At 59.6% G+C, this 15,696-nt stretch carries 15 protein-coding genes; 4 read left to right on the top strand and 11 right to left on the bottom strand.

Annotation, left to right across the window (positions count from 1 at the left end):
• Window positions 1-210 precede the first annotated feature (210 nt).
• Window positions 211-531, top strand: a complete 321-nt coding sequence (locus VDP61_RS14780) for a DUF6280 family protein (RefSeq protein ID WP_323007640.1) — start codon at window positions 211-213, stop codon at window positions 529-531.
• A 158-nt stretch (window positions 532-689) separates the two neighbouring features.
• Here VDP61_RS14780 and VDP61_RS14775 read toward each other — a convergent pair whose 3' ends face one another.
• The 8 genes from VDP61_RS14775 to VDP61_RS14740 all read right to left on the bottom strand — a co-directional run bounded on the left by VDP61_RS14775 (window position 690) and on the right by VDP61_RS14740 (window position 10,378).
• A complete protein-coding gene (locus VDP61_RS14775) occupies window positions 690-1,634 on the bottom strand; it encodes a hypothetical protein (RefSeq protein WP_323007639.1) in 945 nt (314 codons plus the stop codon).
• A gap of 271 nt (window positions 1,635-1,905) precedes the next feature.
• Window positions 1,906-3,261: a TolC family outer membrane protein gene (locus tag VDP61_RS14770; RefSeq protein WP_323007638.1), complete on the bottom strand. Its 1,356-nt coding sequence runs from the start codon at window positions 3,259-3,261 to the stop codon at window positions 1,906-1,908.
• 40 nt (window positions 3,262-3,301) lie between these two features.
• Entirely contained in the window at window positions 3,302-3,955 is a 654-nt protein-coding gene (locus VDP61_RS14765) for a protein-L-isoaspartate O-methyltransferase (protein ID WP_323007637.1), read from the bottom strand.
• A 109-nt stretch (window positions 3,956-4,064) separates the two neighbouring features.
• Window positions 4,065-5,042 (bottom strand): hypothetical protein, encoded by a 978-nt coding sequence (locus VDP61_RS14760; protein WP_323007636.1) that lies wholly within the window; start codon window positions 5,040-5,042, stop codon window positions 4,065-4,067.
• A gap of 304 nt (window positions 5,043-5,346) precedes the next feature.
• Window positions 5,347-5,871, bottom strand: coding sequence for an isopentenyl-diphosphate Delta-isomerase (idi, locus tag VDP61_RS14755; RefSeq protein WP_323007635.1), 525 nt, complete (start codon window positions 5,869-5,871; stop codon window positions 5,347-5,349).
• A complete protein-coding gene (hemF, locus tag VDP61_RS14750) occupies window positions 5,862-6,752 on the bottom strand; it encodes an oxygen-dependent coproporphyrinogen oxidase (RefSeq protein ID WP_415233540.1) in 891 nt (296 codons plus the stop codon). Before hemF ends, idi begins: the two co-directional genes overlap by 10 nt.
• A 66-nt stretch (window positions 6,753-6,818) precedes the next feature.
• The gene (locus VDP61_RS14745; protein WP_323007634.1) at window positions 6,819-8,870 is read right to left on the bottom strand and encodes an NADH:flavin oxidoreductase; all 2,052 of its coding nucleotides are present in this window, start codon (window positions 8,868-8,870) and stop codon (window positions 6,819-6,821) included.
• Between the two features lie 134 nt (window positions 8,871-9,004).
• The gene (locus tag VDP61_RS14740) at window positions 9,005-10,378 is read right to left on the bottom strand and encodes a phosphomannomutase (protein WP_323007633.1); all 1,374 of its coding nucleotides are present in this window, start codon (window positions 10,376-10,378) and stop codon (window positions 9,005-9,007) included.
• Window positions 10,379-10,621: 243 nt separating this feature from the next.
• On the opposite strand from VDP61_RS14740, the gene surE reads away from it, so the two are divergent.
• Genes surE through VDP61_RS14725 form a run of 3 tightly spaced genes read left to right on the top strand, consistent with a single transcriptional unit; the run spans window position 10,622 to window position 13,354 of the window.
• Window positions 10,622-11,410 carry a 5'/3'-nucleotidase SurE gene (gene surE, locus VDP61_RS14735; protein ID WP_323007632.1) on the top strand — a complete coding sequence of 263 codons (789 nt, stop codon included), beginning with the start codon at window positions 10,622-10,624 and terminating at the stop codon, window positions 11,408-11,410.
• Window positions 11,407-12,072: a protein-L-isoaspartate(D-aspartate) O-methyltransferase gene (locus VDP61_RS14730; protein WP_323007631.1), complete on the top strand. Its 666-nt coding sequence runs from the start codon at window positions 11,407-11,409 to the stop codon at window positions 12,070-12,072. The genes surE and VDP61_RS14730 overlap by 4 nt, the downstream gene beginning before the upstream one ends.
• 58 nt (window positions 12,073-12,130) lie before the next feature.
• Window positions 12,131-13,354: a peptidoglycan DD-metalloendopeptidase family protein gene (locus VDP61_RS14725; RefSeq protein ID WP_323007630.1), complete on the top strand. Its 1,224-nt coding sequence runs from the start codon at window positions 12,131-12,133 to the stop codon at window positions 13,352-13,354.
• Window positions 13,355-13,403: 49 nt separating this feature from the next.
• Here the strand turns inward: VDP61_RS14725 and VDP61_RS14720 are convergent, their stop codons facing one another.
• From VDP61_RS14720 to tatB, 3 genes are read right to left on the bottom strand one after another with little or no spacing between them, the layout of a single operon-like run.
• Entirely contained in the window at window positions 13,404-14,246 is an 843-nt protein-coding gene (locus tag VDP61_RS14720; RefSeq protein ID WP_323007629.1) for an ATP-binding protein, read from the bottom strand.
• Window positions 14,246-15,103, bottom strand: a complete 858-nt coding sequence (gene tatC, locus VDP61_RS14715) for a twin-arginine translocase subunit TatC (RefSeq protein ID WP_323007628.1) — start codon at window positions 15,101-15,103, stop codon at window positions 14,246-14,248. Before tatC ends, VDP61_RS14720 begins: the two co-directional genes overlap by 1 nt.
• The gene (gene tatB / locus VDP61_RS14710) at window positions 15,100-15,696 is read right to left on the bottom strand and encodes a Sec-independent protein translocase protein TatB (protein WP_323007627.1); all 597 of its coding nucleotides are present in this window, start codon (window positions 15,694-15,696) and stop codon (window positions 15,100-15,102) included. Before tatB ends, tatC begins: the two co-directional genes overlap by 4 nt.

The raw sequence follows: 15,696 nt of genomic DNA, 5'->3' as shown, positions 1-15,696 counted from the left end.
GACTAAACCTTGACAAAACATTGAAGTAAACGAGACACACCCTATATATATCCCTGTTAGCGCCGACAAGCTAACAAGATACAGTAGGCACCTTGGGTAGCCATGCAATACGCGCATAGGAGCCATGCCAAACAGGGGATGCCGAATTGATCAAAAATAGTCATATTGCGCAGACGTCGAAAAACGCAAGAGCAAGAATAGGACGCCTATATGTTAGACTTCGTGGATGGAACCGCTTTCAATTTTGAACAAGGACAGCGGGCGCGCAAACTCTTCGCCGCTGTGGTTCTGGCCGCTTTGGATGATGCGATTGCGGATGACAAAAAATATGGTAATGGCCCCGATCAGATTGCCCGCTGGGCGCGGTCGCGTGATGGGCGCGAAGTATTGTCTTGCGCCGGGATCGACCCGAATGAGCGTGTTGTCAAAGGCTTGATGGAATTTGTTTCCAAAGGCATTCGCACATCTGTCGCCCTGTCGCGCGAAGAATCCGAGCGTCGCAATGCCGCCGAACAGGCCGAAGCCGCCTGAACAGACAAGACGCCAAGGCCTGAAACAGGTCTGGCGCTGGCAGACACATCGTTTAGTGGCTCTAGTCCTGCGATTTCTTGAAAACGCGCGCCCTATTCAAAGGGGCGCGTTTTTCTATCGGCCTATGGTGGGGCATAAAACCTTGGCGGCCCGCGATTTTATTCGAAATCCCGCAGGGTAGAGGCGCGGTTGATCTCGGAGCGAACCAGTTTACGGATATTTCGGGTGATCCGTTCGCCCAAAGGGCCGCCCAGTTCTTCACGGATCAGATCGCGAACCAGATCGCGCAACACGGCTTCATCATAATAATCAGTGCCAGAGGCAAGATCATTTGCGCCAACCTCTGGTTGCATCGCCGCCATGGCCTCGGCCTCGGCCTCGGCTTGCGCAGCGCGTGCCATGATTTCGGCAACGGCGGCCGCTTCGGCCAGATCTGCGGCATTCAATGTCTCGGTCGCACCGGCGTTTTCCTCATCGACCAGTTCAGCCTCTTCCACCCATTCCGGCACCGGCCAAGGGGCGTCAGCCACCGCCGCATCGCCAGTTTCCAACTCCCAGTCATCCTCGGCATCAGAAACGCCGGCGGCGATATCACTGACGACACGGGGCATATCGGATGAGGTATTCCGCGCCGTGGAAGCCCGTTCCAGCCCCGCGGCATCTGCTTCGGTTTCGGGGCCGTCTGCGCGCGGGTCCATCGTCGCTTCCGGGACCCAATCCTCATGCGCAACAGGCGATTGATCGGGCAAGATCATATCTTCATCTTGCGCCAGGCGGCTTGTCGCTGCGCGATGCAGAGGTTTTACATCGGCACCCGGTCCCTCATCGTCCTGGGCAAATTCATAGGGCGCTTCGACAACGGGGTCACCACCCGGCCACATCTGGGATGTACCACCGGGGGTCACTGGTGCGCCCTCATCTTGTGTTGCGACAACCCGCAAGGCAGGCGTCAACAACAGCTTTCCGCTGGCTGGTCGCGCCGTTGCGGCGGCGTGCGGCATGGCCGTATCCAGCTTGGGTGCAGGCCGCAGATCTTCCGAGACAAGCCTGCGGATAGAAGACAGAACGTCCTCGATCTCTCCCGAACTCATTGGCTCTGACATGTAACCCTGCCTCATCCTGCTTTACGTTGACCAACCAAACCCAGACAGCGGCACGCCCAGCAAGCCGCCCTGCCATGGCGCGCAAAAACGGGTACCGCGCGCACCCGTTGAAGTTTAGCGTTTCGCCAGAGGCATGACAAGGAAATGGGCGCGTTCAAGTTAACGAATTGCGATTTAACGCGGCCTGACTTTGGCCAGAACAATCGAAACACCAGCCAGCCTTTGGGGTGGTTGCGTTTGATCTGTCACCGCAGATCAAACGCAAAACACATCAGTTGCCAATCGCCTTCAAAACCCGATCAAGCCGCTTACCCTGCGATGAGGTCGCCGGCGCAGACTTGACCGCGTTGTAATAGGCTTCGGGGTCATAGGTCGGGATGCCCAGCTTCAGGTGGTCCACCGTCAACAGGCCCATCCGTGCCAGCAACGTGTAAATCCCGATGTAATAGCTGGCCTGCGCCGACAACCGCGAATTGCGGGCCGCCAGCAACTCTTGCTCGGCGTTCAGCACATCCAAAGTGGTACGAGATCCAAGCTTCGCTTCTTCCTTGACACCGTCATAGGCGGTCTGCGCCGAGCTGATTTGCCGATCACTGGCCGAAATGCTTGCCTTGGCAACTTCGATACTGGACCAGGCGATGCCGACAAATTGCAGCACCATTGCCGTCGTCTGGTTCAACGCGGCACGCGACTGATCGCGCGACGCCAGCGATTGGCGGTACAGGGACGAGGGCTTGCCACCGCCATAAATCGTCTGTCTCAGCGTCACCGAGGCACTGAAGCTATCAGATTTCTTGCTGCCATCGGTCGCGGCAATATTGCCGGTCAAGCTGGGGCCCATATTGGCCTTGGCCAGTGCAATTCCGGCCTCTGACGCCGAAACCTGATGCTGCAACTGGCGAATACTTGGGTGGGTGCCACGGGCGACGCCCTGCGCTTCGGCCAGATTTGCGGCAGTACGCGGCATTTTGGGCAACCGCTGCAGGCTTTTGGGGTAATGGCCGATTTTCAGCTTGTAGGTTTCGCGCGCCACAGCCAGATCACCCATCGCCGCCGCCAGTTCGGCCTGCGACGAGGCAAGACGCGAATTTGCAATTGCGACATCGGTGCGGGTAATCTCGCCCACCTCAAACCGGTCTTTCGAGGCGCGCAACTCTTGCGTGATCAGCCTGACGTTGGCCTGGCGCAGCGCCACGGCATCCTGGCGTTGCTGCAAGGTGACATAGGCGGTCACTGCATCCAGCAACACATCTTGCTCATAATTCACCAGCGAGGCACGCGTGGCCAACACCGTCTCTTTGCGCGCGGTAATCGCCGCCGCGGTGCGCCCGAAATCAAACAGCGTCATTTCGGCCAGCAGTTGGATGCTGCCCGTCAAACCTTCGGTCATCGGGGTATGGGTATAAGAACTGCCAGCCTGAAAGATCAGGACCGGGCGCAAACTTGCCACCGCTTGCGCGACATCCTCATCTGCCGCCCGCAAGACCGCGCGATTCTGATCCAGAATGTTGGAATTGCGATAGGCCGCAATCAAGGCATCAGCGAGGCTTTCAGCGCTGGCAAGCTGCGGTAGCGCCAAGGCCGCACCAAGGACACCAATGCGCAAGAATTTGCTAAGTTTACTCATTTTTCAATCCCTGCCTTCACGCCTTTTTGTGCCCTGATCGTCAAAGCACAAAGGCCGTTGTTTTTTGAAAACCCGGCAAAACCGGGGCCGAGGCATTGAACGCATAGCGCCAGGTAACCCCCTGTGCGCCTTTATGGCCAATCCGTGCAACCCCAAGGCTGCCTTCCATAAAGATGGCCGCAATCCGGCCACCGTCTTTCAGTTGCGCAAGCAGCATCTCGGGCACGGTTTCAACAGCGCCCTCGATCAAGATCACATCAAATGGCCCATGCTTTGCCGCACCCGCCGCCAAAGGCCCCACGATCACCGCCGCGTTATCCACGTCATGCGCTGAAAGCCGACCCTGCGCATCGGCAACCATCGCCTCATCTTCCTCAATCGCAACAACGGCTTCGGCCAAGCGCGCCACCACCGCCGTGGAATAGCCATAGCCACAGCCCAGATCCAGCACCGTCTCATCGGGCTGCACATCCACCGCGTCCAGCAATTTGGCGAAACTGCGCGCCTCCAGCATCACGCGCCCGGGTGCCAGTGGCAGGTTATTCCCGGCATAGGCCACCTCAAGCTGATCCGCGCCGACAAAGGCCTCACGCGGGACGACAAGCATTGCGTCAATGATCGGAAACTTGGTGACATCAGAGGGGCGAACCTGCGTATCGACCATCATGGTCCGACGAAGGGCGAAATCGGTCATCAATGACCCCATTGGTTTTGTTTCAGTTACGAGGTTGATGCCACATATCAAGGCCATGGGCAACATAGACCGCGCAAGCAAAACCGGCTTTTATGTCACAGGTCTGCATCTATGCCACAGGCCCCCCTTCGGTCTTGCGGCCGCCAACCCATGCCGCCGCCTTGCCAGCCATCGCCCGAAACTTGTCCGACAGTTTGTCCAGCTTTGCTTCCCATTCCGGGTTGGGCACCTGCCCCTCGGTCACTTTGAAAAACACCTGCAACAAACAGGCGATTGCGAACGGTTCGATCAGCGCCGCCTTTACCGCCCAGGCAAAGACCAAGGCAAAAACCAGACCACCCGCCGACCACGCACCCGGCATCAGATAGACAATCGCCGCAGCCGGGGCCAACATCAGCAAGAACACAATGAAAGACAGCCCGTAAACAATCGCCGTCAACCAGGCCGCGTTCACCAGCATCACCCGCGCATTCTGCCCGTAAAGCACCAGCCCCTCACGCGCGCTTGCCCAAGGGTTCACGGCCCGCGTCTTGATTGCATGTGCCAAAATCACCTCATCAACCAGACCCACGGCAACCCGCAGATAGGCCCGCACCACGCCCATGATATTGCTTAGCCCCGGTATCGGCAGGATCGACATCAATCCCTGCACCACCCCGGTAATTGCCGCGACAACGCCCTTGATCACCCGGTCCAGCGCGAACAGCGCAGACGCCTCGCCAAAGCGTGCGGTCACCACTGTCTTGGCATATTCGATCTGGCCGCGCCCCTCGGGTATCTTACCGCCCGTCATCAACTCCACCATCACCGCGATATGCCCGGCCTTGACGATGTACAAAAGATAGTCGCGGAAAAAGAAAACCACCCCCGCCGTCAGGCCAAACCCGCCCAAGGCGCCGTAGCCGGTGGCCGTGGCGCGAAACTCCGCATCGCCAAAATTGCCAATTCCCCAGCCCAGGCCAGCGCCAGTGCCCGTTATCACGATCAGGGCTGCGGTAATCCCGAAATACACCACAATCCGAAAGAGCAAGAACGGGGCGGTCTTGCGCATCAACCCCAACGCCGCCGAAATACTGAAATCCCACATGGCCAAATCCTTTGAAATCTGCTGTCAAATGCCATTACCCTAGCCCGCACAAATTGCTTGAAGCAAGTCTTTTGCAAGGCGTGGCCCGGATTGCCGCCCCATCACGACCTGGCCCCTGATGCAGCCCGCCCCAACCAAAGGCGGCACAGACCCAGAACAGGGCCCGACAGCATTTCGGCAAAAAACCCAAAGCGCCCCCCCCCCCGTGCCGCGCGACGCGCCTTTGGGGCCGTGGCGACCAACGATGTATCAAGTTCCGCCAAACCGCTTTATTGCGGGCGTCCGCCCTCAAGGATCTGGGCCTTCAAATATCTGGGCCCCCAAAGATCTGCGCCCTATGGTCGGCCAGATACAGCCGCAACCAAGGGGTGAACCGCGCAGGATGGGCCGCGATTTCTGCCATAAGGGCCGCAAGCGGTGCCCAGCGGGCGGCCTGCACCTCTTGGGGGTTCAAGGCCAGCGGTAAATCCGGGTCTGCCTGCGCGGTGAAAATCTGCACCACCTCGTCTTCTATCAGCCCATTGCCAACATCGGCCCGGTAGCCAACCTGCCCGACCGAGCGCAAATCCAGCCCGGTGATCCCCAATTCCTGCGCCAGGCGCCGGGTTGCGCAGGCCAGATCCCCCTCCTCCCAATGCGGATGGGTGCAGCAGGTGTTGGCCCACAGGTTCGGCGTGTGGTATTTATGCGCGGCGCGTTGCTGAACAAGCACCCGCTCGCCTGCCAGCACAAAGACCGACACCGCCTTATGGCGCAACCCGCGCTGATGCACCGCCAGCTTTTCAACGGGGCGCAGGGTGCCATCCACCCATGCCGGTATCAGATCCATTTTGCCATCGGAGGCAGGCTCATCAGTACGGCATTGGCATCATGGCCGGTGGCAAGACCGAATTTGGTGCCGCGATCATAAACCAGATTGTATTCGGCATAAAGCCCGCGGTGGATCAGTTGGGTATCCTTGTCTGCCTCGGTCCAGGGGGTGTTGCGGCGCAGGTCGATCAGCGGCACAAAGGCGGGCAGGAACGCACGGCCAATATCCTGGGTCAGGGCAAAATCGGCCGCCCAATCGCCAGAATTGCGGTCATCCATGAAAATGCCGCCGACACCGCGCGCCCGGCCCCGGTGCGGGATATAGAAATACGCATCCGCCCAGGCTTTCAACTCGGCATAAAGCCCGTCGCCATGCGGGGCCAGATGGGCGCGCTGAACCTCATGGAAATGCGCTGTATCGGCGGCATATTCGATACAGGGGTTAAGGTCGGACCCGCCGCCAAACCACCAGGCGTGCGGCGTCCAGAACATCCGTGTATTCATATGAACTGCGGGCGCATGCGGGTTTTGCATATGCGCGACAAGGCTGATGCCGCTGGCCCAGAACCTTGGGTCACGGTCCATCCCCGGCACACCGCGCGCGGCCATTGCCTTTTGCGCCTCTGCGCCAAGCGCGCCAAAGACAGTAGAGATATTGACGCCGACCTTTTCAAACACCCGCCCGCCGCGCATCACCGACATCACCCCACCGCCCGCGTCAGAGCCATCTTCGGCGGTGCGTTTGGTATCTGTCACCTCAAAGCGGCCTGCGGGCAGATGGGCGGTCGGCCCTGCGGTTTGACGGTCTTCCAAAGCCTCAAAGCTGGTGACAATCTCATCGCGCAGGCGGCTGAACCACGCCGCCGCCTGCTCTCGCTCTTGTTCCAATCCTTGGGTCACTCTGGCCTCCATCACGATTTATGGCCCGTTTAGCACCTGGGACAAGGGCCGCCAAGGGTGCTGGCCTCAGATCGTGCGCATCAATCGCAGCGCATCATAGATCGCGGCATGGGTATTGCGCGACGACACCGCATCGCCGATCCGGTAAAGGTGAAAAGCGCCCTTGCGGTTCGGATCGGCGGGGTTCGGATCGGCGCTTTGCGGGGTGCTGGCGATAAACGCCGCATAATCCACCTCGCCTAGGTTCGTTGAAAGCGGCTTCAGCGCGAAATACAACTCATCCAGCGGCACCGTGGCATTGTTGACGATCACCTGATCCACGCGCCGTTCGCGCGTCATATCGCCGTAATCCGACCCAACAGTCGCCATCAACCCATTGCCCTCGCGGCGAACCGACAACACGCGCCAGGTAATGGTAAATGTGGCATCCGCGCGTTGCAATGTCCGCATGTAGGGCACCAAATTCATCGCCATGACCTCGGGCGCAAAGCTGCGGTCGCGTGTCATTATCTCGACCTTGCCGCCGGCCTCGACAACCTTGTCGGCGGCTTGTAGCCCCGCCGGGTCGCCCGCCTCATCATAAAGCAGTACGTTGGAACCGGGGCGGACATCGCCCGACAAAATATCCCAGGCCGAGGTGACAAGCTCATTGCCGGCGTCCAGAATGGCGGTTTCGGGCAGGCCGCCCGTGGCAATGATCACCACATCAGGCGCTTCATCTGTTACCGTAGCTTCATCTGCCAAGCTATTGTATTTTATGGAGACACCCAGCTTTTCACATTGTGCCAGACGCCAGTCGATGATCCCGATCATCTCACGCCGCCGTGCGGTTTGGGCGGTAAGGCGAATTTGCCCGCCCGCATGCGCCGCCGCCTCATGCACCACCACCCTATGCCCACGCAGGGCAGCAACGCGGGCCGCCTCCAGCCCCGCTGGGCCCGCGCCGATGATCAGGATTTTTTTCGGGGTTTGTGCCTTGGCAATGTCGTGGGGCTGCTCCAATTCCCGGCCGGTTGAGGGGTTATGGATGCAATAGGCATGGCCGCCCTGATAAATCCGATCGAGGCAGTAATTCGCCCCAACGCACGGCCGAATGTCATCCTCGCGCCCCTCGATGATTTTGCGCACCAGATGCGGGTCGGTCATATGGGCCCGGGTCATGCCAACCATATCCAGCTTGCCGCTGGCAATCGCATGGCGGGCGGTGGCAACATCAGGGATGCGCGCAGCATGGAACGTCGGCAACCCGACTTCGGCGCGGATGCGGCCCGCGAAATCAAGATGCGGGGCCGATTTCATACCCATGATCGGAATCACATCGGTCATCGCCGGATCAGTGTGGATCTGGCCGCGAATGATGTTGAGAAAATCAACATTGCCGCTGTCGCGCAACAGTTTGCCGATGGCCACGCCTTCCTCGGCATCAATGCCGCCCTTGGCCGCCTCATCCGCCGTATAGCGCACACCGATCAGAAATTTCTCGCCCACCCGTTCGCGGATTGCCGCCACCACATCCAGCGCGAAACGGGCGCGGTTTTGCAGGCTGCCGCCATAAGGCCCGTCAAGCCGATTGGTAAAGGGCGACATGAACTGATCCATCAGATGCCCGTAGCATTCCAGCTCTACCCCATCAAGACCGGCTGCGTGCATCCGCTCGGCACCATCGGCGTAGTCCTTGATAATGCGGGAAATATCCCAATCTTCGACCTGTTTGGGATAGGCGCGGTGGGCCGGTTCGCGAACATGCGAGGTAGAGACAGAGGGCAGCCAGTCGCCCTTGTCCCAGCGCGTGCGCCGCCCCAGATGCGACAGTTGAATCATCACCGCAGCGCCATGGTCATGGCATTCGTCGGCAAGCTGTTTCATCCAGCCCACCACCTCATCCTTCCACACCAGAATATTGTTGAACACCGGCGGGCTGTCACGCGAAACCGAGGCAGAGCCCGCTGTCATTGTCAGCGCCACGCCTGCCTTGGCCCGTTCGACATGATAGGCGCGGTAGCGGTCTTTGGGCATGCCATCTTCGGGATAGGCCGGCTCGTGGCTGGTGATCATGATCCTGTTGCGCAGGGTCAGATGTTTCAGGGTGTAGGGCTGCAATAGCGGATCGTTTGACATGAAACCTCCCAGGATTTGCCGCAGGTTAGCGTCTGGATCGCAAAAGCCAATCTGTAAAAGCGACATCTGGATGTCTGGTCAGGCCATGCCGGCCCGACCCCATGGCAGTTTCCCGCTGATTATGCGCGCAAACCTCAGCCCTGCGCGTCAATCAATGCACGCAAACGCGCGACCGACGCCGCAACCAAAGCAGCATCACCGCGCAATTCCACATTCAGCCGCAGCAAGGGTTCAGTGTTGGAGGATCGCAGGCTGAGGCGCCATGTGCCCATGTCCAGCGACAGCCCGTCGGTATCATCGCGGGCGACCACCTCTTCCTTTAGCGCGGCAAGCACACGCGCCACCGCCGCCCCGGTATCCGCCACCTGAAAGTTGATTTCACCGGACGAAGGAAACGCCGCCATACGTTCCGAAACCAGATCGGCCAGCGATACCCCACGCCGCGCCATCAGTTCCACAATCAGCAACCACGGGATCATGCCGCTGTCACAACAGGCAAAATCACGGAAATAGTGATGCGCCGACATCTCACCACCATAGACGGCCCCGGTATCGCGCAAGGCCTGCTTCAGATAGGCGTGGCCGGTGCGCGCCATAACCGGCACCCCACCCAGACGGTTTACTATTTCTTGCGTATTCCAGATGATGCGGGGATCATGGACAATGCGCGCGGCTGGTTCCTTGGCCAGAAATACCTCGGCCAAAAGGCCAACGACATATTCGCCGGGCACAAAGCGTCCAAGATGATCGAACAGAAAACAGCGATCAAAATCGCCATCCCATGCGACGCCCAGATCGGCCCCGGCCGCACGCACCGCATTCGCCGTCATCGGTTGGTTCTCGGGCAAAAGCGGGTTGGGAATCCCATTGGGAAAGCTGCCATCGGGCTCGTGGTTCAGACAGATGAACGACAAGGGCGCACCGCGTTTGGCAAGACCTTCGGCAATCGCATCAAAACTGGGGCCAGCCGCGCCATTCCCGGCATTGATCAAAATCTTGATCGGCTTCAACGCAGCCACATCAACAAAAGATAAAACCGCCTGCACATAGGCACCGCGTGCCGCCTTGGCCAGGCGAACAGTGCCGCCGGGTTTGGCAGGCGCGAAATTCTGGCTGGTCGCCAATGCCTTGATCGCCAGCATATCCGTTTTCGGGTCCAGCGGCGCAGAGCCACGCTTTACCATCTTCAGCCCGTTGTAATCCATCGGGTTATGGGATGCCGTCACCTCTATTCCGCCATCTGCCTCAAAATAGGCGGTCGCATGATACATTTCTTCGGTGCCACACAGCCCAAGATCCAACACCTCGGCCCCGGTCGCCAAAAGCCCGGCCTTTACCGCATCGACCAATGCCTTGGAGGAGGCGCGGGGATCGTGGCCAACCACCACCCGTTCGGCGCCCAAAACCTCTGAAAAGGCCCGCGCAATGCGCTGCGCAATATCCTCGTTCAGCTCTGCCCCCAGGCGTCCGCGGATATCATAGGCCTTAAAACAGGTTAGCTTGCTCATCACAGTCTCCGATCAGGGGTAGGGGATTACATTGCCCCTTAACCGTTTTCCAGACCATATCCAACCCGCATGCCAAGGCAAAACCAACAAGACGGGCCGCCTGTTTTTCCGCCACGGGTTCCGCACCGGCATCGACTGCGCTAAATTCGCGGCAATCCGGGCTGTTTACGCATCAATCGGGGCCTGCGTACTTTACCGGGGCGCATCGGTCGTTTAATCAGGTCCACAGGTTATGGGGGCAACATGCGTATTTTGATCACAAATGATGACGGCATCAACGCGCCGGGGCTGAAAACGCTGCATGAAATCGCCACTGAAATTGCCGGGCCAAAAGGCGAGGTCTGGACGGTGGCGCCTGCCTTTGAACAATCGGGCGTCGGGCATTGCATCAGCTATACCCATCCGATGATGATTTCAGAACTGGCCCCCCGTGCCTTTGCAGCCGAGGGCAGCCCGGCCGATTGTGTGCTGGCCGGGATCTATGATGTGATGCCCAAGGCGCGTCCCGATCTGGTGCTTTCCGGGGTAAATCGCGGCAATAACGCGGGGCAGAATGTGCTTTATTCCGGCACGATCGGGGGCGCAATGGAGGCGGCGTTGCAAGGAATTCCCGCGATTGCCCTGTCGCAGTTTCTGGGGGAACGGACCCACGGGCTGGCCGACCCGTTTGAAGGCGCGCGTGTGCATGGTGTGGCCCTTATCCGCAAGCTGCTGGCGAAAGGCCTGTGGGACACGGATGATGACTATCAGCTTTTTTACAATATCAATTTCCCGCCCTGCTCTGCCGCCGATGTCAAGGGGGAACGGGTGGTTTCGCAAGGCTGGCGCCCCGGCACCTATTTCGGGGTAGAGCCGCATCATGCCCCGAATGGGCGACGGTTTTTGTGGATCAAAGGCGGCGCGCAGCAGGTAAACTCTGGGCCGGGCACCGATGTAAACGCCAATCTGCAAGATTATATCGCCGTGACGCCGATGCGGGCCGATCTGACCGCGCATGACCGGCTTGCCGATCTGGAGGCGCGCCTGGCATGATCATAAAAGCAGACGAGAGCGCCGATGATCTTGCCGAACGCAAGATGCGTTTCTTGTTTGCCCTGCGGTCCAAGGGTGTGACCGATACCCGCGTATTGACGGCCATGGAAAAGGTGGATCGGGGGCATTTCATCAAAGGCTTGTTTGCCGACCGAACCTATGAAGACATGCCGCTGCCCATCGCCTGCGGCCAGACCATCAGCCAGCCTTCGGTAGTGGGTTTGATGACACAGGCGCTGAACGTGCAACCGCGTGATACCGTTTTGGAAGTTGGCACCGGTTCGGGCTATCAGGCCGCGATCCTGAGCTTGCTGGCACGCAGGGTCTATACCGTAGACCGGCACCGCCGCCTGGTGCGCGAAGCGACAGAGGTGTTTCGCTCTCTGAACCTGCCCAATATCACCGCATTTGCCGCCGATGGCAGCTATGGGTTGCCCGATCAGGGGCCCTTTGACCGCATCTTGGTAACCGCAGCCGCCGAAGACCCGCCCGGCCCCCTCTTGGCGCAGCTGAAAATCGGCGGTATCATGGTGGTGCCCGTAGGCCAGTCGGATGCCGTGCAAAGCTTGATCAAGGTCACGCGCCATGACACAGGGTATGAATATGAAGAGCTAAGACCAGTCCGTTTCGTGCCCTTGGTCGAAGGTCTGGGCGCCGAGTAAGTCAGAAAACCAACCTGCACCGGGGTTAACCCGGGCAAACCCAATGAGGCCGTGCAAGATGATCCGTTTTTTCCCTGTTCCAAACCCCCGATCATTGAAGACCAGCCGGCTGGCCCCGCGTATTTTGCTGCTTGGCGCTGCCGTTGGTGCCCTTTCGGCCTGTACGCCGGGGGGGGGCGGGCTTGACTGGGATCTGCGGGGGGCGGCGGGCGGCGCGCTTGATACCAGCGGGGCGGCACGTCAGGCCACCCAGCCACGGCCCCTGCCTGACAGCCGGGGTGTGATCGCCTATCCGGGTTATCAAGTGGCGCTTGCCCGTCGCGGCGATACCGTTACCAGCATGGCCGCGCGCCTGGGGATGAGCGCGGATGAACTGGGGCGCTATAACGCCCTGAAACCAACGGATTTGCTGCGCGACGGCGAGGTTGTTGCCCTGCCCCGCCGGGTTGAGGCCGCGCCACTGGCGGGCATGCCCCCACAAAACGGCGCGATTATTGGCGGAACCATTGCCCCGGCCCCGGTTGAGGTAACCACCATCGCCTCGGGTGCGCTGGACCGCTTGGGCAGCAGCCCCGCCAAACCCACCGCCGCCCCGTCAAGCGAACAGCCCGGACGGCACCGGGTGATGCGTGGCGAAACCGCGTATTCTGTTGCCCGGACCTATGGCGTCAGCGTCAAGGCGTTGGCCGATTGGAATGGGCTTGGCGCCAACCTCGATCTGCGCGAGGGGCAGTATTTGCTGATCCCCGTCACAAACGCAGGCAGCGCCCCGATGAACCCGAACGCGACAACCGCGCCCGGAAATGGCTCTCCGACGCCGGTGCCACCCTCGGCGGCAAAGCCGTTGCCAGCCGAAAAAACCGCACCCGCAGCAAGCACGCCCAAAGGAACGCCCAACTCGCCGGATCTGGGGAAAACCCGGACAGCCTCATCTGGGTCAAAATTCATGATGCCGGTCGATGGCAAGATTATCCGGCCCTTTACCAAAGGCAAAAGCGAAGGCATTGATATCAGTGCCGCGGCGGGCTCGGTTGTAAAAGCCGCGGCGGCGGGCGAAGTGGTGGCCCTGACCAAGGACACAGATCAGGTGCCGATCCTGGTGGTGCGCCACGATGGAAATCTTTTGTCGGTCTATGCGGGCATTGCTGCGCCGAAGGTCAAAAAGGGCGATAAGGTGACCAAGGGCCAGCCGATTGCCGTGGTTCAACAATCGCCTGCCTTCCTGCATTTCGAGGTCAGGAAAGGCGTCGAAGCGATTGATCCGGTCTCTTTGATTCAATAGGTTTTTGGCAAAGGGTGCGTTCTATCGGGCCGGTTCAGGACGCACCGATTTACCGGATACGAACACCATGGCGCGCGGCCAGATCAGTAAAGAACTGCCAGGCGACCCGGCCCGAGCGCGCACCGCGTGTCGCCTGCCATTCAATTGCCTCGGCGCGTAGCGTTTCGGGGGCCACGGATACCCCGTAAGCCGCACAATAGCCGTCGATCATGGCAAGGTATTCATCCTGGCTACAGGGGTGAAAGCCAAGCCAAAGGCCGAAACGATCGGAAAGCGAAACCTTTTCCTCGACCGCTTCCGATGGGCTGATCGCGGTAGAACGCTCATTTTCGATCATGTCACGCGGCATCAGGTGGCGCCGGTTGGAGGTGGCATAAAAGATCACGTTTTCGGGGCGGCCTTCGATACCGCCATCCAGCACGGCCTTCAACGATTTGTAATGCGTGTCATCATGGCTGAAGCTGAGATCATCACAAAACAGCACAAAGCGACGATCTGGCGCGGCGCGGAGGTGGCGCAGCAAGCTGGTGACCGACGGCAGGTCCTCGCGGCTGAGTTCAACCAGCGCCAGCGGGTGTGCCTTGGCAACATCGGCATGTATCGCCTTGACAAGGCTTGATTTTCCCATACCACGCGCGCCCCATAGCAAGGCGTTGTTGGCGGGTAGGCCCCGTGCGAAATGCAGCGTGTTTTCATGCAAGATATCGCGGGCGCGGTTGATGCCGATCAGCAGGCCCAGATCAACCCGCGCGACATGCGCCACCGGGTCGAGCCGGTCAGGATTGGTGTGCCAGATGAACGCGTTTGCCGCGTCAAAATCAGGGGCAGGCAAGGGCCGCGGCGTCATGCGTTCCAACGCCTCGGCAATGCGGATCAGGGCAATGTTATCCATTATTTTACCTCTTCCCCGCTATCGTCCTCTTCATAGTCATCTTCCTCTACCCAAAGACCTTGGGCACGCAGATCGGCTTCCCGCTTTTTTTCAACGCGGCGCACCAGAAGGATAGAGATTTCGTAAAGCCCATAGACGACCACGAATAGAATGACCTGGGTAATCACATCAGGCGGCGTGACCACCGCCGCCAGCACAAGGATGGCAACAACCGCATATTTGCGCACCGAGCCAAGACCACGGGCGGACACAAGGCCGGCTTTGCCCATCAAGGTCAGCAGAACAGGAAGCTGAAAGCAGATACCAAAGGCCAGGATGAACTTGGTCGTAAGCGACAGGTATTCCTCCATCGAGCCTTGAAACAGCACACCGGCAGTCCCATTGGCAACATCGCCATTGGTCGGGGTCATTTGCTGAAAGCCGAGAAAAAACTCAAAGGCCAAAGGCAGGATGACGAAATAAGCAAACGCAGCCCCGATGGTAAACATGACAGGCGAGGCAACAAGAAACGGTAGAAAAGCGCCTTTTTCGTTCCTGTAAAGTCCGGGGGCAACAAACCGCCACATCTGAAAGGCAATTACAGGAAAGGAAACGATAAAGCCGCCAAAAAGTGAGATGCGGATCGCTACGAAGAAGCCCTCTTGCAGTTTGATCAGCACAAGGCCGCAATCTTGATTGCGGTCGGCAAGCGCCGCGCAGATCGGCTGGGTCAGAAAGTTGAAAATCGGGTTCCAGACCGTGAAACACAAGATCATCCCGACGAGGAAGGCTGCGGCTGAATAGATCAGCCGGTTGCGCAGCTCGGCCAGATGTTCAATCAGCGGTGCGGAGCTGTCGTCAATATCGTCGGCGCTCATACGTCACTCTTTTTAGGGCTGGGTTTCTTGGCGGCGGCCTTGGCGGTGGCTGGCTTTTTGGCCGCTGGTTTTGCCGCAGCTTTGGCAGGCGATTTGGCAGGTGCGGCCTTTGCAGCCGCTTTGACCTTGGCGGCCGGCTTGGAGGCCGGGTCCGCATCAGCCGCACGTTCAGTGCGTTTTGACGCCTGCGCATCGGCAAGCGCCTGTGTCGCGGGGCCTTTGGGGCTGGGGTCTGCCCTAAGGGCCTCTGATTTCGCCGGGTCCGGTTGTGCCGCAGACGGGTCGGGTTTGGCGGCTGTGGATTTGCTGGATTTCATCGGGTCCCAGCTTTCAAACTTGGAGGCTGCAGACTTCACGGCATCAAGCCCCATTGATTTGGCCGATGTCGCCTTGCGCAAATCCTTGGCCACGTCTTTGACGCCCGCCTCATCCGCCGCCGACTCCATCGCGCGAGAAAACTCGCGGGCCATGCCTTTGGCCTTGGCGGTAAAACGGCCAAGGGTGCGGAACATTTCGGGCAGATCTTTGGGGCCGATCACGATCAGCGCCACGACCCCGATGACCAAAAGCTCGGTCCAGCCGATATCAAACAT

This window comes from Pseudorhodobacter sp. (genome assembly GCF_034675685.1).
Taxonomy (GTDB): Bacteria; Pseudomonadota; Alphaproteobacteria; order Rhodobacterales; family Rhodobacteraceae; genus Pseudorhodobacter.
This window is presented reverse-complemented; position numbering and strand designations above follow the sequence as displayed.